Origin of the sequence: Methylobacterium sp. WL19 (assembly GCF_008040005.1) — a bacterium.
GTDB classification, from domain to species: domain Bacteria; phylum Pseudomonadota; class Alphaproteobacteria; order Rhizobiales; family Beijerinckiaceae; genus Methylobacterium; species Methylobacterium bullatum.
This window is the reverse complement of the sequence record NZ_VRVC01000116.1, coordinates 1-16004: the sequence shown is the minus strand read 5'-3', so window position 1 is coordinate 16004 and position 16004 is coordinate 1. Positions and strand designations below refer to the sequence as shown.

Here is a 16004-nt window from a genome sequence, read left to right as displayed (position 1 = left end):
GGCGCGGCCGGTGAAGCCCGTGGCGAAGCCCGCCGCACGCGGTCGCACGATCGCCCTCGGGACGCTCGGCTGCGTGGCCGTGGCCGGCCTGTCCTACGCGGCCTATTCGGCGATGGGCAGCCTCGCCGGCCCGCAGGTGGTGCGGCCGAACCTCTACCAGATGCAGAAGGCGCAAGGCCCCCAAGCCAAAGCCGCCGATTGGCCCGACCTGCGCGACGGCGTGCCGGCCCTGGCCTCGGCCACCGGATCGTCCGTGCCGCCCCGTGATCCCGGTATCCAACTCGTGGAAAGGCGTGCCCTCGTCGAGGAGCCGGCGACGGCCGAGACGTCTGCGAAGGTCCAGAGCCCCGCATCGGTCCAGGCCGCTGCCAAGGTCGAAGCCGCTGCCAAGGTCGAAGCGCCCGCGACGGTCGAAGCTCCGGTGACGCTGGCGGCGGCGACGCCCGTTCCCCCCGTCGTCAAGGCCGAAGTGCCGCGCTCGAAGGCATTGCCGCCGATCGAGCCGGTGAGTCTCGCCCTGCCGCCCAACGCGCTCTCGCCCATCGTGCCGAACCGCGTCGCCGCCGTGATCGCCCCGAGCGCGGCCCAGACGATCAAGGCTCGCTCGGCCGAGATCAGTTTCGCGTCGCTTCCCGCCGAGCCCGCCCGGACCAAGGCCGAGCCGGTCAAGCCCGCCGCCAGCGTCGTGGCGAAACCCGCCGCCGCCAAGCCCAGCGTGGCGGCGGCAAAGCCCAAGCCGGTCAAGGCGGCCAAGCCCGTGCAGGAGGCCAGCGCCGAACCCGCAGCGGCCCCCGCCGCCGCGCCGGAACCCGAACAGAGCGAGATCTTCGGCCTGAAGGTGCCGTCCCTCGCCCCGGCCGGCCGCAAGATCGCCGAGAGCGTGGAAGCCCTCGGCAATGCCGTGAAAAACCTGCCGAACCAGTTCTGACGGGCGAGCCATGCGACGGTGCATGGCAGTCCTGGCCTGTCTCCTCGCGGCAGCCTCGGCCCTCGCCGGCCCGCCTGGTCGCCAGGGGACCGTCATGAATCCCGACTGGCTGGTGGCGCCTCGTATCGGGATCGGTCGCCTCGTCTTCGGCCTCACGCCGGAGGAGGTCGCGGCGGTGGCGGACCCGGTCTACGGTGCGCCCTCGCCGCTCATCCGAGGTGCGCAGGCCGCCGCCGATGTGGACGCCATGATCGCCAAGCTGGGTCCATCCCTGTCGGCGGCCGACATCTCGGCCATGAGGCAAGCCGCCACCGATCTGGTGAGCCTGGACCGGCAGAACCTCGAGAAGGACCGCACGCCGATCCTTCTGGAATACCGCGACGGCCGATTGGACGGCGTGACGGTCGAGGCGCGGCATGCCGAGACGCATTTTCGGAACGAACGGATCTTTACGCTGAAGGCGCGGGAGGTGCTGCGGCTGTTCGAGCGGGCGAACGGTGCCCCCGGCCGGTTCCGGTCCACCGAAGCCGCCTTCGACAACCTCGCGGTCTCGCTCTTCTCGTTCAGCCGGGTCTCACCGGACGGCAAGGTCCAGGCGGTGCGGGAGGACGACCCGGATTTCACGGGACGCTCCGTGACCCTGCGCCGGGAGCCCTACCGGCCCGCGAACGAGATGGACCGGTTCGTCACGGCGTCGTTCGAGTGACGGAGCGGGCTCGCCGGTACTGCTCTTTCCCCTTGAGCGGCTGGCTTCATACCTCTGCTTTGACAAGCAGACGGCGTCCCTCTCCCCCTTGTGGAGAGAGGTCAGGAGTGGGGGTGGCGCCGCTAGCCTCTGCCCGTCGAGGGTCACCCAACCACCCCCACCTCCAACTCCTCCCCACAAGGGGGAGGAGGGGAGGACAGCGCATCCCCCGACATGCGGGAATGCCGTAGCCGCACACGGGACGAGGGAGAGAAGAAGCGTTCAGCGCGGACGGCGCTGCGGCGGCTTCTTGCCGGCTTCGCGCTCGTGGCGGGCGGCGCGGGGGCTCTTGAAGCCCTTCGGGCCCTCGGCCTCGCGGTCGGGCTCGCCGCCGAGCAGCGCCTCGACCTGGATTTCCGGCGAGCCGTTCTTGGCGAAGGTGGCGGCGAAGCGCGAGGCGGCGCCACCCCGGATCTCGAACTTGGTCTCCCGGTCGAAGATGCGGATGGCGCCGATCTCCTGGCGGCCGATATTGCCGCGACGGGTCAGCATCGGCAGGAGGCGGCGCGGATCGGCGTTGTCGCGCCGGCCGAGATTGAGCCGGAACCAGACCGAGGGGCCTTCCGCATCGATCCGCGCCGAATCGGCGGGGTCGTAGACCTTGCGCTCCTTGCGCTCGGGGCCGGCACCCGGATCGGTGACGTCCTCGGGCTCGGGCAGGCGGGCGCGGTAGATCTTGGCGAGGGCGGCGGCGAGTTCCTGCGGCGTGCGCTGGGCGAGCAGCGCCTCGCCCATGGCGAGGTCTTCCTCGGCCGGTGTCTCGGTGAAGAGCGGGTCCTGCCACATGCGCTCGCCGTCGAGGCGACGGATCTCGTCGGCCGTGGGCGGGGCGGCCCATTCGGCATTGACCTTGGCGATGGCGAACATCTGCTCGGCGCGGCGGCGTTTCGAGGCCGGGATCAGCAGGACGCTGGTGCCCTTGCGGCCCGCGCGCCCGGTCCGGCCGGAGCGGTGCTGCAGCACCTCGGCGTCGTGCGGCAGGTCGGCGTGGATGACGAGGCTCACGGTCGGCAGGTCGATGCCGCGGGCCGCGACATCGGTGGCGACGCAGACCTTGGCGCGGCCGTCACGGAGGGCCTGGAGCGCGGCGTTGCGCTCGCCCTGGCCGAGTTCGCCCGACAGGGCCACGGCCGAGAAGCCGCGCTCGGTGAGCACCGCCTGGAGGTGCCGCACGGCGTTGCGGGTGTTGCAGAAGACGATGGCGGTGGGCGCATCGGTGTAGCGCAGGGTGTTGACCACCACATGCTCGATCTCGCGCGGCACCACCCGCACGGCGCGGTAGGTGATGTCGGTATGGCCGCGCTCCTGGCCCTTCACGGCGATGCGCAGGGCGTCGTTCTGGTAGCGCTCGGCGAGACTCGCGATCGCCTTCGGCAGGGTCGCGGAGAAAAGCAGCGTGCGCCGCTCCTTCGGTGTCACCGAGAGGATGAATTCGAGGTCGTCCCGGAAGCCGAGATCGAGCATCTCGTCGGCCTCGTCGAGGACGGCGACGCGCAGGTTCTGGGTGGCGAGGTTGCGCCGCTCCAGATGGTCGCGCAGGCGGCCCGGCGTGCCGACGACGATATGGGCGCCCTCGGCGAGGGCCCGGCTCTCGCGGCGCGGGTCCATGCCGCCGACGCAGGCGATGACGCGGGCGCCGGTCTCGGCATAGAGCCATTCGAGCTCGCGCTGGACCTGAAGCGCGAGTTCGCGCGTCGGTGCGATGACCAGGGCCAGGGGCGGACCGGCCGGCTCCAGCCGTTCGGCATCGCCCAGAAGCGTCTCGGCGAAGGCGAGGCCATAGGCCACGGTCTTGCCGGAGCCGGTCTGGGCCGAGACGAGAAGGTCGCGGCCCTGGGCCGCCGCCTCGATCACGGCACTCTGGACGGGGGTCGGGTCTTCGTAGTTGCGGGCCTCGAGCGCTCGGACGAGCGGGGCCGGCAGGGTAGGAAAGGGCACGGGGCAGAGGCCTTGCAGGCAGACAAGGCAAACCCTGCGGATTCGAGTCACCCTGAGTGGCGACGTCGCTTCATCCGGTCGTGGGTCCGGCCTCGTTCGGTTACGGAGAGGTCGCTTCTAGCGGCAATACCGCCCCGACGCCACGCCCCATGCTGCAATGCTTCCAAGCGTGGTTTGCGTATATCCGAAAGTGCGTGCCCGCCGGTCCTCCCGTCGTCTGGCCGTTCTCCGTCCTGATCGGCTATCCTCTCCCGGTCGTCGGCCCCCGGGCAGGAACCGTGGATGCAGGAACCGTAGATGGACGTGCTCGTCATCGGCGCTGGAATCGTCGGGCTCGCGTTGGCGCGGGTCCTCGGCCGGCGCGGGCATTCGGTCGTCGTCGCCGAATCCGAGGGCGCGATCGGGACCGGCGTGTCCTCGCGCAGTTCGGAGGTGATCCATGGCGGGATGTACTACCCCGCCGGCTCCTCTCGCGCGCGGCACTGCACGCGGGGCCGGCGGATGCTCTACGAGTTCTGCCGGAGCCACGGCGTGCCCCATGCGCGGCCGGGAAAGCTCATCGTCGCCACCTCCGAGAACGAGCGGGCCGCCCTGGAGGGAATCGCCGAGCGCGGCCGGGCCAACGGCGTCGAGGGCCTCGTTCTTCTGGAGGGTCGGGAGGCCCGTGCGCTGGAGCCGAACCTCGCCTGCATCGCGGCCTTGCATTCGCCCGAGACCGGCATCGTCGACAGCCATGCCCTGATGCTGGCCCTGCAGGGCGACATCGAGGATGCGGGCGGGGCCATCGCTTTCCATGCACCGGTCGGGGCGATCCGGCGCGATGACGGGGGCTGGCGGGTCGAGGTCTGCGGTGATGAACTGTCCTTCGATGCCGTCGTCAACGCCGCCGGCCTCGGCGCGCAGGCGGTGGCGCGGGCGGTCGAGCCTTATCCGCCCGCGCGGATCCCGAGGCAGGTCCTCGCCAAGGGCAGCTATTTCGGCTGCTTCGGCCGCCCGGCCTTCTCGCGGCTGATCTATCCCGCCCCGATGGAAGGGGGCCTCGGCATCCATCTCACCCTCGATCTGGCCGGTCGGATGCGCTTCGGGCCGGACGTGGAATGGGTGGAGGTGCCGGATTACGTCGTCGATCCAGGCCGCGCCGAGGCCTTCACCCACGCCATCCGGCGCTACTGGCCGGGGCTGCCCGATCATGCGCTGACGCCGGATTACGCCGGCATCCGCCCCAAACTCACCGGACGGGGGGAGCCGGCGGCGGATTTCGTCGTCGACGGACCGGCCGAGCACGGCCTGCCGCACCTCGTCCACCTGTTCGGCATCGAGAGCCCCGGACTGACCTCGAGCCTGTCGCTGGCCGAGGAGGTGGCGGACCGGCTGGTCGGGGCCGAGGCCTGAGGGCCACGGGATTCATCAATCCGCTCGGCGGCTGTTCCCTCGATCCGAGAGGGTTTGGCATAAGTCGCAACGCGCTCCCTCTCCTTTCAGGAGAAGGGACCTGCGCATCCCGCGCGATGTGTGACAATCGTAGGCTTGAGGGCGGGGCGTCGGCCCGTTGACACTCCTGCTGGGCGTCGCGATCTTTCGGACATTCAGTGTCGGGCCTGACGCCATGACCGAGATCCAATTCGTCGCCTTTGTGGTGACCCCGCTCCTGGCCCTCGCCGTCGGCGGGGGCGTGGCATTGTGGGCCCGCCATTGGGCGTAGGGCGCGCCCGGCCCGCCAGCGTTCGCCCGCCCCTTCGGATCAGCCGCCGAAACGTTCGGTCCTGATACGGCCCGGTTCGAGCCCGGCATCGACCAGCAGGTCCGCCGCGTTTCCGACGAAGGCGTTTCCGCCGCAGATATAGACGTGGCGCGGAGCACCGAGCCGGTCCAGGGCGTCGCCGATCATCGCCCCGTCGACGCGGCGGCCACCGGCCCGCGTCAGGTTCAGCATCAGGTCGAAATGCGGCTCGTCGCGTGCGCGAAGGGCCAGTTCCTCCGCGGCGATCGTCTCGGCCGCATCGCGCACGGAGTACAGCAGCAGGGCGGGTACCTCGGGCGCGGCCGCCGCGCGATGGCGCAGCATCGCCAGCAGCGGCACCACGCCGGAGCCGCCGCCCACGAGGAGGAGGGGGCCGCCATCCTCCGGGCGCCAGACGAACGAGCCGCCGATGGGGCCGCGCAGCTCGATCGTGTCGCCGATCTCGGCCACGGAATCGAAGAAGCCCGAAACCTCGCCATCGGGCAGGCCCTCGATCATCAGTTCGATCGTGCCGTCCGCGCCCGGCGCCGAGGCGATGGAGTAGCTGCGCTGGGCCTGGTAGCCGTCGGGAGCCGTCAGGCGCACGTCCACATGCTGCCCGGCCAGCATCGGCCGGTCGAAATCGATCCGGAACCGGTAGCTCTTCACCCGCCGCGTCACCGGTTCGATGGCAAGGAGCGTGGCGGTCTGCCAGGGGAGGGGCCGTGCCGCCGGATCAATCACCGGTGAAGCGCTGCTCGCGCCAGGGATCGCCGTACATGTGGTAGCCGCGCAATTCCCAGAAACCGCCCTCGTCCTTCCTGGTGAAGCGCAGGCCCTTCACCCATTTGGCGCTCTTCCAGAAATACAGATGCGGCACGAGGAGTCGGGCCGGGCCGCCGTGATCGGGCTCGATCGGCTTGCCCTCGTAATGGGTCGCCACCATCGCCTTGGGGCCGGCGAGATCGGCCACCGGCACGTTGGTGGTGTAGTCGTCATAGCCTTCCGCGAGCAGGAACTCGGTGGGGGCCGAGATCCCGGCGGCGGCGAGGATGTCGTCGATGCTGACGCCTTCCCAGCCCGTGTCGAACTTGGACCATTTCGTCACGCAATGGATGTCGCCGCGCCAGGAGGTCCGGGGGAGGGCGGAGAATTCCGCCCAGTTCCAGCTCTTCAGGGGCCGCGAGCCTTCGCGCAGGGTGAAGCTCCAGCTCTCCATGTCGATGCGCGGATTCGGACCGATCTGCAGGACCGGAAAGTCCTGTTCGAGATACTGGCCCGGAGGAAGCCGCTCGCCCGTCGCGTCCGGCGGCCGTCGTCCCGTGAAACCGCGTGTCGCCATGCCCGTCTCCGTCCGCGCGCTTGCGTCCCCGTCCGTCTTCGAGCTTCGGCCCGAGCGGGTCAAGCCGCGCCCGGATGCTCGCCCCGAGCAGGTTTAGCGGAACCGGCCGCCGGTTCCGCGATAGGAACCTGCTCAGTCCTGCAGACGCCCCGGCAGGATACCCTCGGCGACGAACAGGATCCCTTCCGGCCGGTACGTGATGGTCGCGGTGCCGTCGATTTCCTGGGCGAAGGCGCGCTCGATCAGCCGCGAGCCGAACCCCGCCCGCGTCGGCACCGCCACCGGCGGCCCGCCCGTTTCCTGCCAGGTGACGCGGAAGTCGTGCGGCGCGGTGCCGTCGAGGAGGCTCCAGGACAGCCGGACCCGTCCGGTATCGTTCGACAGGGCGCCGTATTTCACCGCGTTGGTGGCGAGTTCGTGCAGCGCCATCGCCAAGGCCAGGGCGCCGCGCGGCGGCAGCCTGATCTCGCCGCCGTCGAGGTCGACGCGCTCCCGCCCCTCGCTCTGGAACGGGGTCAGCGCGCGGTCCGCGATATCGGCGATGGAGGCGCTGTCCCAGGCCTCTTCGGTCAGGACGTCGTTCGCCGCGGCCAGGGACACCACCCGCGCTTCGAGGGTTTGGCCGGCCTCTTCGAGGGAGGGCGCGGTGCGCAGGGTCTGCCGGATGATCGACTGGATGAGCGTCAGGGTGTTCTTGACCCGATGGGTCAACTCGCCCGCGAGCAGGCTGCGATACTCCTCCGCATGCTTGCGCTCGGTGATGTCGAGGGAGATGCCGGCCATGCTGAGGGGCGTTCCATCGGCGCGGTAGAAGGTCTGGCCGCGGATATGGACCCAGCGCAGGTCGCCGGACGGCGCGATCACCCGATACTCGATGTCGTAATCGACGTTCCGCTCGATGCAGCGGCGCACCTCTGCCAGCATCCGTTCGCGGTCGCCGGAATGGATCGTGGCGAGCAGCTCGTCGTAGCTGAGCGGCGCGTCGGGATCCCGCCCGAAATTCATCCGGAAATGATCCGACGTCTCCAGCGTCATGTCGACGAGATCGAGGGTCCAGGAACCGAGCCGGCCGGCACTGAGCGCGAAACGCAGGTTGGTCTCGCTGCGGCGAAGCTCCTGTCTCCGGCGCTCGACCTCGGTCTCCAGGGCATCGCGGTCCTCCTGCAGCCGGACGAGGCGGTCCCGCTCCAGCGTCACGTCGAGCTGTGAGGCGAAGAAGTAGGCGACCCGGCGGTTCGAATCGAAGACCGGCGCGATGAGAAGCCGGTTCCAGAAGACGTCGCCGTTCTTGCGATGGTTGAGAAGGTCGATCTCGATCGGGACGCCTTTGGCGATGGCTTCGCGAATGCGGGCGACATCCGCCGGGTCCGTCAGGGGTCCTTGCAGGAACCGGCAGTTGCGGCCGAGGACCTCCTCGCGCGAGAAACCCGTGGCCCGCTCGAACGCGGTATTCACGAACACGACCGGCATGTCGGGCTGGTTGGGGTCGGCGATGACCATCGGCATCCGCGTCGCGCGCAAGGCCGCGGCGAAGGGATCGGGCCCGTCGACGGTACGGGCGATTTCCAAGGCGATCCGATCCTGTTCGGAAACTCGGATCACCGCGCGACGTCCAGGATGATTGAATGCCTCACGCGTCGCCTCGACATACAACCGGACCCGTTCGCCAAAAAGCGATTCGGACAGGATTCGTTGTACGCCCGAGCAAAGAACAGGCAAGGCTTCATCTCGACTTATCGGTCGGCGCGAGCGAGATGACTTCGCGAAACATTGATTTCGCCCCGTCTAATGTATGTTTGCATACATTCGTCGAGGTCTTGGTCGTGGTGTGTCGAACCGCGTCGGGATCGCCACGGTCGACGATTCTCCGACCCTTCAAACGCGGAACGCCCGCCACGGTCGAACCGGGCGGGCGTCCTTGATGATCGGAAAGTGGGGTTTCAGCAGCCCTTGGCGGCGTCGGCGGCGGTGGGCTTGCCGTCCTGCTGCTTGGCGACGTCGGACGCCGAGGTCGCCGTGTTGGCGCCGACATTGTTCATGGCGCCGACGGTGCCGGGCGACTCGGCCTTCGCGCCGGGGCTCACGTTGCCGGTGGCGGCAGGATCGACCTTCGAGCTCTTGTCGTTCATGGCCGCTTTCCCGTCCGCCGTGGAGCCGGTCGCGCAGGGGGCGGCGATGGCCATTGCCGAGCTGAGCATCACGATGGCGCCGGCGCCGACGAGCTTGGAAATCTGTCGCATCTATTCCTCCAGGAAGTAGTTCTGCCCTCACAACGGGAGCGGGGCTTCATTCGTTCCCCTGTTTTTCTGAATCGTCCCGGTCATGGAAAGACAAATTTCCATAGGCGGGAAAGGACAAGCTTATCGGTCAGGTGGTGCGGTGCGCCGTTGTTTGCGCTCTTCGTTTTGCGCTGCACAAGATCGTCGGCGCGGAAGATCTATTGGCGGGATTGTCAATGCGGTGCGACATTGGTCGCATGATCCATTTCGCCGATGGCGACGGTGAGAACATCCGTGAGGAGCGCGGCGAGACGCTCCACGGCCGGGTCGGACCTCGTCCGAGCCTCGAGCAGGTGAAGGGAGAGAGACGGCAGCCGGGGCAGGCCGGACTCCTCCGGGTCGAGCGCCGTGAGCGCGGCGGGCAGGCCGTGGGGTGTGCGGACGGTCAGGCCGAGACCCGCCGAGACGGCGGCCCACAGGCCCGCGAGACCCGGACTGCTGAACGAGATCCGCCAGGGGATCGCCGCCGCGTCGAGGGCGTTCAGGGCGGCGTGCCTGAAAATGCAGGGCGATCCGAATAGGACCAGGGGGATTGGGTGGTCGGTGCCCGGCGTGACGCCGTGACGCGGTCCGATCCAGGCCATCGGCAGGGTTCCGATGACGGCGCCGTCCCGCTCGCCCCCGTCCTCGTCCCAGAGGAGCGCGAGGTCGAGCTGGCCCTCGTCCAGGCGCGAACGCAGGGTCGCGTTCCGGTCCACATGCGCGTCGATCCTGACGCCGGGATGCAGGCGCGCGAAGCGCCCGAGGGTCTCCGGAAGCCAGGTCTCGGCGAAATCCTGCGGCAGGCCGATCCGGACCCGGCCGGACAAAGCCGGGGAACCGACCGCACTGAGCGCGGCATCGTTCAGGTCGAGCAGCCTGCGGGCATAGCCCAGCAGCATCTCACCCGCTTCGGTGAGGACGAGCCCGCGCCCGTGCTTCTGCACGAGTTGCTGGCCGACCTGATCCTCCAGCTTGCGCAATTGCAGGCTGATCGCCGACGGCGAGCGGCCGAGCCGTGACGCCGCCCTGGCGAAGCTGCCGAGCTCGATCCCGGTCACGAAGGACCGCAACACGTCCATGTCGAGGTTGACCGGCAGAGACATTGAGTTTTGCCAAACGATCGGTTCGGAATTACGAGATTTTCCTAACGATCCTGTCGGGGCAATCTCTTCTCGTCAATCGCGGATCGTTCGCGATGGAGCGAGGAGAAGAGCGTCATGCCGTTCGTGAATGTGACAATCGCAGGGTCGGGCATCGGGGCGGATCGGGTCGGCCGCCTGCAGAGCGGAGTGACGGCGCTCATGGCCGACATTCTGGGAAAGAACCCGGATCTCACGGCCGTGCTCGTCGAGGAGGTGCCCGCGTCAGGCTGGCAGGTGGGAGGGCGGCCGGTCGAAGTCGCGGCGCATGTCCAGGCGGCCATCACCGCCGGCACCAACGACGCCGAGGAGAAGGCCCGCTTCATTGCCGAGGCCAACGCCCTGCTGCATCGGGTGCTCGGTGAGGCCTTGCCGCTCGCCACCTATGTGGTGGTCCAGGAGATCGCGGCCGATGCCTGGGGCTACGACGGCCTGACGCAGGAGCACCGGCGGCTCGCACGCTAAGAGCGCGCCTGCCGGAACGGTACGGGTTCGGACAATCGCGATATCGACGAGGTCGTTCTGTCGGCGTTCACCTGCGGCGCCCTAAATGGACACGGTAGAGGTCTACGTCGGCCTCACTGTCGCGTCGAACGAGACCGTGGTGGCACTCCAGTGTCCGTCGGCCGCGTCACTCGCGGCGTAGGACACTCGAGAAGTGATGTCTGCAGCCCCGTGAAGATCGCCCTCCTCGCTCACCTGAAATACCCCATCGCCCAGCCCTTCTCCGGAGGGCTCGAGATGCACACGCATCTGCTCGCGAGCACCCTGCGTGCCCGCGGCCACAGCGTGACGCTCTACGCGTCCGAAGGGTCGGACGCGCGTGGCTGCCTCAAGGCGGTCTGCCCGCCCACGGGCAGTGCCGTCGACGACGAGTCCGGACTGCGGATCGACCGCGCCGAACTCGCCGCCTACGAGGCGATGGTGGCGGATGTGGCGCGCGGCGACTTCGACATCATCCACAACAACAGCCTGCATTACCTGCCGTTGCTGCGCGCCCGCGATCTCGGCGCGCCGATGGTGACGGCGTTGCACACGCCGCCCTTCGAGCCCTTCGTGCGCGGCGTGAAGGCGCGGGCGGACGACATGACCTTCGCCGCCGTCTCGGAATCCCTGGCGCGCGAGTGGCTGCCCTTCCTCGACGAGCCGCTGGTGATCGGCAACGGCATCGATCTCGACGCCTTCGCCTATTCGCCCGTCCCCAAGGGCGAGCCCCATGCGATCTGGATGGGACGCCTCGTGCCCGAGAAGGGGCCGCATCTGGCCATCGATGCCGCCCGCGTCGCCGGCATCCCCCTGAAATTCGCCGGTCCGCAGAGCAACCGCGCCTATTGGGACGCCGAGATCGCCCCCCGCCTCGGCCCGGACATCACCTATCTCGGCCATCTCGGCCATGCCGAACTCGCCCGCCGCGTCGGCGAGGCCCATGTGGCCCTGTGCACGCCGCGATGGGAGGAGCCGTTCGGCCTCGTCCTGGCCGAGTTCCTGGCCTGCGGCACGCCGGTGGCGGCCTTCGCCCGCGGCGCCATCCCCGACATTCTCGACGAGACGTCGGGCGTTCTCGCCCAGGCCGACGATCCGGTGGATCTCGGGCGGGCGCTGTCCCGCGCCATCCGCCTCGACCGGCACGATTGCCGCCGCCGGGCCGAGCACCTCTTCGACGCCGACACCATGACCGACCGCTACGAGGCGATGTACCATGCCGAAATCCGCCGCTGGTCGACCCCCGTCTCCGTCCGTCCGGTCCCGGCCGGCGCTCGCGCACCCCTGCTCGACAATGCGTAACAGCCCGCTTTCCCTCGGCCGGGCCGTCGTCTGCGTCCCCGCCCGCAACGAAGCCGAGGTGATGCCGCGCCTCGTGCGCTCCCTCGACCGGCAGATCGGTTCGGGAGACGGCGCGCTGCTGCGCGTCGTGATCCTGGCCAACAATTGCACCGACGAAACCGTGTCGCTGATCCGCGAGATGGAGCGCAACGGCGAGACGCGCCATCTCGACCTCCGGGTGATCGAGGCCGTGGTGCCGCGCGAGGTGGCCCATGTGGGCACGGCCCGCCGGATGGCGCTCGATGCCGGGGCCGACTGGCTGGACGCCGATGGTGTGCAGGATGCCGTCCTCCTCAGCACCGATGCGGATGCCGTCGCCGCGCCCGGCTGGGCCCGCGCCAATCTGGCGGCCCTGGAGCATGCCGAACTCGTGGGCGGCCGCCTCGTCATCGAGACGGAGGAGAGCGAGAACCGGGACCCGGAGATCCACGCGCTGCATCGCCGGATCGAGCAATACTGGGTCGCGGTGCGCGCCCTCGAAGAGGCCATCGATCCCCCCGCCCACGATCCGGCGCCCCGCCACGGCGACCATGTGGCGGCGAGCCTGGCGCTGCGCGCCGCGCTCTACCGCGAGGTCGGCGGACTGCCCGCGATTCCCTGCGGCGAGGACAACGCGCTGGTCGCCAAGGTCCGCCTCGCGGGCGGCCGCGTGCGCCATTGCCCCCGTGTCTCGATCTCCGTCTCCGATCGCGGCACCGGCCGCGTCACCGGCGGGATGGCCACCGAGATGGCCCGCCGCGCCCGCGTCGTCGCGGGCGAGGAGGATTACCTCCTGCCGCCGGCGGGCCATTGGCTCGCGGTGATCGAGCGCCAGCGCGCGTTCCGCCTCGCCTGGAGCGCCAAGGGCGGCCCGGAAGCCGGGCTGCGGGCGCTCGGAATCTCGGCCGAGGACATCGCCGCCATCGATCCGGGCTCTTGCGTCAACGCCATCGCCTTCGCCGAGCGCGTGGGCGAACGGGTCGGCGAGATCGCGCCCGAGCCGGCGCACGTGCCCCTCGACGAGGCCATCGCGGGGCTCGACGCCCTGCTCGCCCGGCTGATCGACAGGCCCAGGGCCCGCGTCGCGTGAGCGAGGCGGCGGCGCACCGGCGTCCCGTCGGCTACTACGTCCATCATCAGGGCGCCGGTCACTGGCAGCGGGCGAATCTCATCGCCGCCCGCCTGGACCGGCCCGTGACCCTCATCGGCACCCTGGCCGACATCGACACCTCGACCGCCAACGGCGCGATCCTCGACCTGCCCGACGACCGGCTCACCGGATTCGACGGCCAGGACGGCGAGGCGATCCGGCCGGACTGCTTCCACTATGTCCCCGTGGGGATCGACCGCATCCGCGCCCGGATGGGGAGGCTAGCCGCCTGGATGGCCGAGCACGATCCGGCCCTGCTCATCGTCGACGTGTCGGTGGAGGTGACGCTCCTCGCGCGGCTCCTGTCGGTGCCGACCCTGGTGGTGCGCCTGGCCGGGAACCGCACCGATATTCCGCATCTCGAAGGCTTCCGCTCGGCCGAGCGCCTGCTGGCCTTCAACCCGCCCGAGATCGAAACGGCCGGAACGCCCGATTGGGTGCGGGCGAAGACCCTCTATGCCGGCTTCCTTGCGGATGCCCCCAAGGCAAGCGCGCCCGATGACGGCTCCATCGCGGTGATCTACGGGCGGGGCGGGACCGGCGGCTCGGCCTCCGACCTCGCGGCGGCGGCCCGCGCCATCCCCGACCGGCAGTGGCACGTGCTCGGTCCGGTGGAGCCTCTCGCGACCGACGCCCCGCCGAACCTGCATCTCCACGGCTGGGTCGCCGAGACCGGCCCCTATCTCGACCGTGCCGCCCTCGTGGTCGGTGGCGGCGGCGACGGCGTCGTCGCGGCGGTGGCGACACGGGCCAAGCGCTTCCTCTGCCTGCCGGAACCCCGTGCCTTCGACGAACAGACGGCGAAAGCGGAATCCCTGGCGGCTCTCGGCGCGGCTATCGTCCGCACCGCATGGCCGGACGCCTCGGACTGGCCGGCATTGATCCAGGCGGGCCTCGCGCTGGATCCGTCAGTGATCGGCGGGTTGGTGCAGGCCGACGCCATCGGTCGCACGGTTGCGATCATCGAAGAGGTCATCGCGGGCATCGAGCGCCGACGCGCGCCTTTGGTCTAGCGCCCGTTTGAGGCGCTGTTCCAAGCCTTTACCTCATCCTGAGGTGCCGCGGAGCGGCCTCGAAGGAGGCTTCCAGGGATCGCATCGACCACTGGAGGGCTCCTTCGAGGCCTTCGCTGCGCGCCGGCACCTCAGGATGAGGTGGATTGGTGGGATGAACCAGCCCTCGACGTCTGAAAGCAAAGCCGCCAGCGGTTCTGCACCAATACCTAAAAAGGCCGGTCCAGCGGCACCCGCGCGGCGTCCATCTCGTCCACTGTCGGCATGCGCAGGATCGTCGGCGCCTCGCGCCAGGTCGGCGGCAGCAACCCCAGGCGCGCGAAGGAATCGAGCCAGCCGTCCATGGGCCAGAGCCCGTGGCGGGCGTGGAAGCGGGTGGCGTTGGCGATGATGTCGGAAAAATGCTGGAGCGGCGGGTCGAAAGCCCCGTGATACTGGTGGAAGGCTTGGCCGCCCGCGCTGAACAGGATCGGGATGCCGGCCGCATCGGCCCGGAAGGCGAGGTCGGTATCCTCGGCGCCGTAGCCGTCGAAGGCCTCGTCGAACCCGCCGATCCGGTCGAAGGTCGTGGCCCGGACGCCGAAGGCGAGGGACCAGAACAGGCCGGGATTGTCGGTGCGGGCGAGGCCCGCAGCCGGGAAGCTGCGCACCGGATGGGTATGCCCCACGGCGCGCAACCCCGCCTCGGTCCAGCCGTCGTCGACCGCTCTCGCGGGCAGGTAGCTCACCTCGCAGCAGATCAGCCCGTCGGCCTGTCCGAGATCCGCGTCGAGGCTGGCGACGAGATCGCCCGAGGGAATGCAATCCACATCGAGGAAGATCAGGTGATCGCCGCAGGCCGCGCGGCGCCCGGCGTTGCGGGCACGGGCCAGCGGCAGGCCCGTGCTCGGCAGGTCGATGCGGCGGATGGGAAAGCCGTGATCGGGGAGGGGGGCGGGGTTCGCCCCCATCTCCACCACGATGCATTCGGCCGGATGCGTGCCCCGGCCGAGCCCTTCGAGCAGGCGCGCCAGATGCGCGTCGCGGCCCTTGTTCAGCGTGATGACGGTCGTGCTCATGCGGCGTCCGCCGGCATCGCGACGAAGATCTCGTAGGGGCCGAGGAAGCGCGCGATCATCTCCGGCGCGAGGCGGAACCCCGTCGGGTCGTCGGAAATGAGGTCGGTGGTCTGCGAGCTATGCGCCGCCACGGCCCGCGCCTTCGCCTCCACATGCTTGCCGACATCGAGGCGGTAGCCCGACGGAGGCGCGCCGACCTCCGTGCCCTGCGGCAGGGTCCAGCCCCAGACCGGATAGGCGAAGGCCTTCGTCGCGCCGAGCTTCGCCTGGGCGAGCCGGACGATGGCGGCCGCCGCCTGATGATCGCAATGGGGATCGTGCGCCCAGGTCACGCAGACCGCGCCGGCCCCGCTCTCTTTGGCCACGGACGCCACCACATCCGCCGCCGCCTGCGCCTCGGGGCCGCGGCTCGGCACCCCCGCATCGGGCAGGCGCAGGAACGTGACGTTGGCGGGGGCGAGGCCGAGCGCTGCCACCGCTTCCAGTGTCTCCTCCTCGCGCAGCGCCCGCAGGCGGAGCGGCGGATAGAGGGCGGAATGGGTGTGCGAGCCGCAGCCGTCGCTGACGATGACGAGCCGCACGTCGCGCCCGCGTGCGCAGGCCTCGGCGATCAGGCCCCCGCATCCGAGGCTCTCGTCATCCGGGTGCGGGGCGACGACGACGAGCCCACCACCATCGGTGAGGGCATCGAGATCCGCCACGGGGAGATTCTCGGCGGCGGTGAGAAAGGCGTCGGCATGCATGGAAGCGAGGAGTCCCTGAGAAAGGATGGCAGCGCCATCGCCATGATTGTCCGAACCCGTTTCCTGACCCTACGGCATTCACACATGTCGCGGGCTGCACCGCCCCGCCCTCCTCCCCCTTGTGGGGAGGAGTTGGAGGTGGGGGTGGTTGGGCGACCCTCAGG

General features: G+C 69.8%; 15 protein-coding genes. 7 read left to right on the top strand and 8 right to left on the bottom strand.

Translation table 11 applies throughout. The features are described 5' to 3' along the window. On the top strand, positions 1-928 hold a 928-nt coding region (locus FV220_RS19515; protein WP_147832934.1), incomplete at its 5' end, for a hypothetical protein. 22 nt (positions 929-950) lie between these two features. After that, a complete protein-coding gene (locus tag FV220_RS19510; protein ID WP_147832933.1) occupies positions 951-1634 on the top strand; it encodes a hypothetical protein in 684 nt (227 codons plus the stop codon). A gap of 261 nt (positions 1635-1895) precedes the next feature. On the opposite strand, the gene FV220_RS19505 is transcribed toward FV220_RS19510, so the two are convergent. After that, positions 1896-3611: a DEAD/DEAH box helicase gene (locus FV220_RS19505; RefSeq protein WP_056149859.1), complete on the bottom strand. Its 1716-nt coding sequence runs from the start codon at positions 3609-3611 to the stop codon at positions 1896-1898. Between the two features lie 297 nt (positions 3612-3908). Between FV220_RS19505 and FV220_RS19500 the strand changes: the two genes are divergently transcribed. Beyond that, positions 3909-5003 carry an NAD(P)/FAD-dependent oxidoreductase gene (locus tag FV220_RS19500; RefSeq protein WP_147832932.1) on the top strand — a complete coding sequence of 365 codons (1095 nt, stop codon included), beginning with the start codon at positions 3909-3911 and terminating at the stop codon, positions 5001-5003. A gap of 349 nt (positions 5004-5352) precedes the next feature. Here the strand turns inward: FV220_RS19500 and FV220_RS19495 are convergent, their stop codons facing one another. The 5 genes from FV220_RS19495 to FV220_RS19475 form a co-directional block, all read right to left on the bottom strand. Continuing rightward, positions 5353-6075 (bottom strand): FAD-binding oxidoreductase, encoded by a 723-nt coding sequence (locus tag FV220_RS19495; protein ID WP_147832931.1) that lies wholly within the window; start codon positions 6073-6075, stop codon positions 5353-5355. Next, a complete protein-coding gene (locus FV220_RS19490) occupies positions 6068-6673 on the bottom strand; it encodes a sulfite oxidase-like oxidoreductase (RefSeq protein ID WP_147832930.1) in 606 nt (201 codons plus the stop codon). The genes FV220_RS19495 and FV220_RS19490 overlap by 8 nt, the downstream gene beginning before the upstream one ends. Positions 6674-6805: 132 nt before the next feature. Continuing rightward, positions 6806-8275 (bottom strand): HWE histidine kinase domain-containing protein, encoded by a 1470-nt coding sequence (locus FV220_RS19485; protein WP_147832929.1) that lies wholly within the window; start codon positions 8273-8275, stop codon positions 6806-6808. A 338-nt stretch (positions 8276-8613) separates the two neighbouring features. Continuing rightward, positions 8614-8913, bottom strand: coding sequence for a hypothetical protein (locus tag FV220_RS19480; protein ID WP_056149850.1), 300 nt, complete (start codon positions 8911-8913; stop codon positions 8614-8616). Between the two features lie 212 nt (positions 8914-9125). Next, positions 9126-10037: a LysR substrate-binding domain-containing protein gene (locus FV220_RS19475; RefSeq protein ID WP_147832928.1), complete on the bottom strand. Its 912-nt coding sequence runs from the start codon at positions 10035-10037 to the stop codon at positions 9126-9128. Between the two features lie 114 nt (positions 10038-10151). On the opposite strand from FV220_RS19475, the gene FV220_RS19470 reads away from it, so the two are divergent. The 4 genes from FV220_RS19470 to FV220_RS19455 all read left to right on the top strand — a co-directional run bounded on the left by FV220_RS19470 (position 10152) and on the right by FV220_RS19455 (position 14039). Continuing rightward, positions 10152-10538 (top strand): 4-oxalocrotonate tautomerase family protein, encoded by a 387-nt coding sequence (locus FV220_RS19470; protein ID WP_056150178.1) that lies wholly within the window; start codon positions 10152-10154, stop codon positions 10536-10538. Between the two features lie 210 nt (positions 10539-10748). After that, positions 10749-11858, top strand: a complete 1110-nt coding sequence (locus FV220_RS19465) for a glycosyltransferase family 4 protein (RefSeq protein ID WP_018042271.1) — start codon at positions 10749-10751, stop codon at positions 11856-11858. After that, positions 11851-12966: a glycosyltransferase gene (locus FV220_RS19460; RefSeq protein WP_056149848.1), complete on the top strand. Its 1116-nt coding sequence runs from the start codon at positions 11851-11853 to the stop codon at positions 12964-12966. The genes FV220_RS19465 and FV220_RS19460 overlap by 8 nt, the downstream gene beginning before the upstream one ends. Further along, the gene (locus FV220_RS19455) at positions 12963-14039 is read left to right on the top strand and encodes a glycosyltransferase (protein ID WP_147832927.1); all 1077 of its coding nucleotides are present in this window, start codon (positions 12963-12965) and stop codon (positions 14037-14039) included. Before FV220_RS19460 ends, FV220_RS19455 begins: the two co-directional genes overlap by 4 nt. Positions 14040-14248: 209 nt before the next feature. On the opposite strand, the gene FV220_RS19445 is transcribed toward FV220_RS19455, so the two are convergent. After that, on the bottom strand, positions 14249-15097 hold the full coding sequence (locus FV220_RS19445; protein ID WP_147832926.1) for a galactosyltransferase-related protein: 849 nt from the start codon (positions 15095-15097) through the stop codon (positions 14249-14251). Next, positions 15094-15840, bottom strand: a complete 747-nt coding sequence (locus FV220_RS19440; RefSeq protein WP_147832925.1) for a PIG-L deacetylase family protein — start codon at positions 15838-15840, stop codon at positions 15094-15096. The genes FV220_RS19445 and FV220_RS19440 overlap by 4 nt, the downstream gene beginning before the upstream one ends. Between the last annotated feature and the right edge of the window lie 164 nt (positions 15841-16004).

What these genes read in the sequence shown, in the direction of transcription:
- FV220_RS19510 (WP_147832933.1), top strand. Translation starts at nt 951, where the DNA reads ATGGCAGTCCTGGCCTGTCTCCTCGCGGCAGCCTCGGCCCTCGCCGGC.
- FV220_RS19500 (WP_147832932.1), top strand. Translation starts at nt 3,909, where the DNA reads ATGGACGTGCTCGTCATCGGCGCTGGAATCGTCGGGCTCGCGTTGGCG.
- FV220_RS19490 (WP_147832930.1), bottom strand. Translation starts at nt 6,673, where the DNA reads ATGGCGACACGCGGTTTCACGGGACGACGGCCGCCGGACGCGACGGGC.
- FV220_RS19480 (WP_056149850.1), bottom strand. Translation starts at nt 8,913, where the DNA reads ATGCGACAGATTTCCAAGCTCGTCGGCGCCGGCGCCATCGTGATGCTC.
- FV220_RS19475 (WP_147832928.1), bottom strand. Translation starts at nt 10,037, where the DNA reads ATGTCTCTGCCGGTCAACCTCGACATGGACGTGTTGCGGTCCTTCGTG.
- FV220_RS19470 (WP_056150178.1), top strand. Translation starts at nt 10,152, where the DNA reads ATGCCGTTCGTGAATGTGACAATCGCAGGGTCGGGCATCGGGGCGGAT.
- FV220_RS19460 (WP_056149848.1), top strand. Translation starts at nt 11,851, where the DNA reads ATGCGTAACAGCCCGCTTTCCCTCGGCCGGGCCGTCGTCTGCGTCCCC.
- FV220_RS19445 (WP_147832926.1), bottom strand. Translation starts at nt 15,097, where the DNA reads ATGAGCACGACCGTCATCACGCTGAACAAGGGCCGCGACGCGCATCTG.
- FV220_RS19440 (WP_147832925.1), bottom strand. Translation starts at nt 15,840, where the DNA reads ATGCATGCCGACGCCTTTCTCACCGCCGCCGAGAATCTCCCCGTGGCG.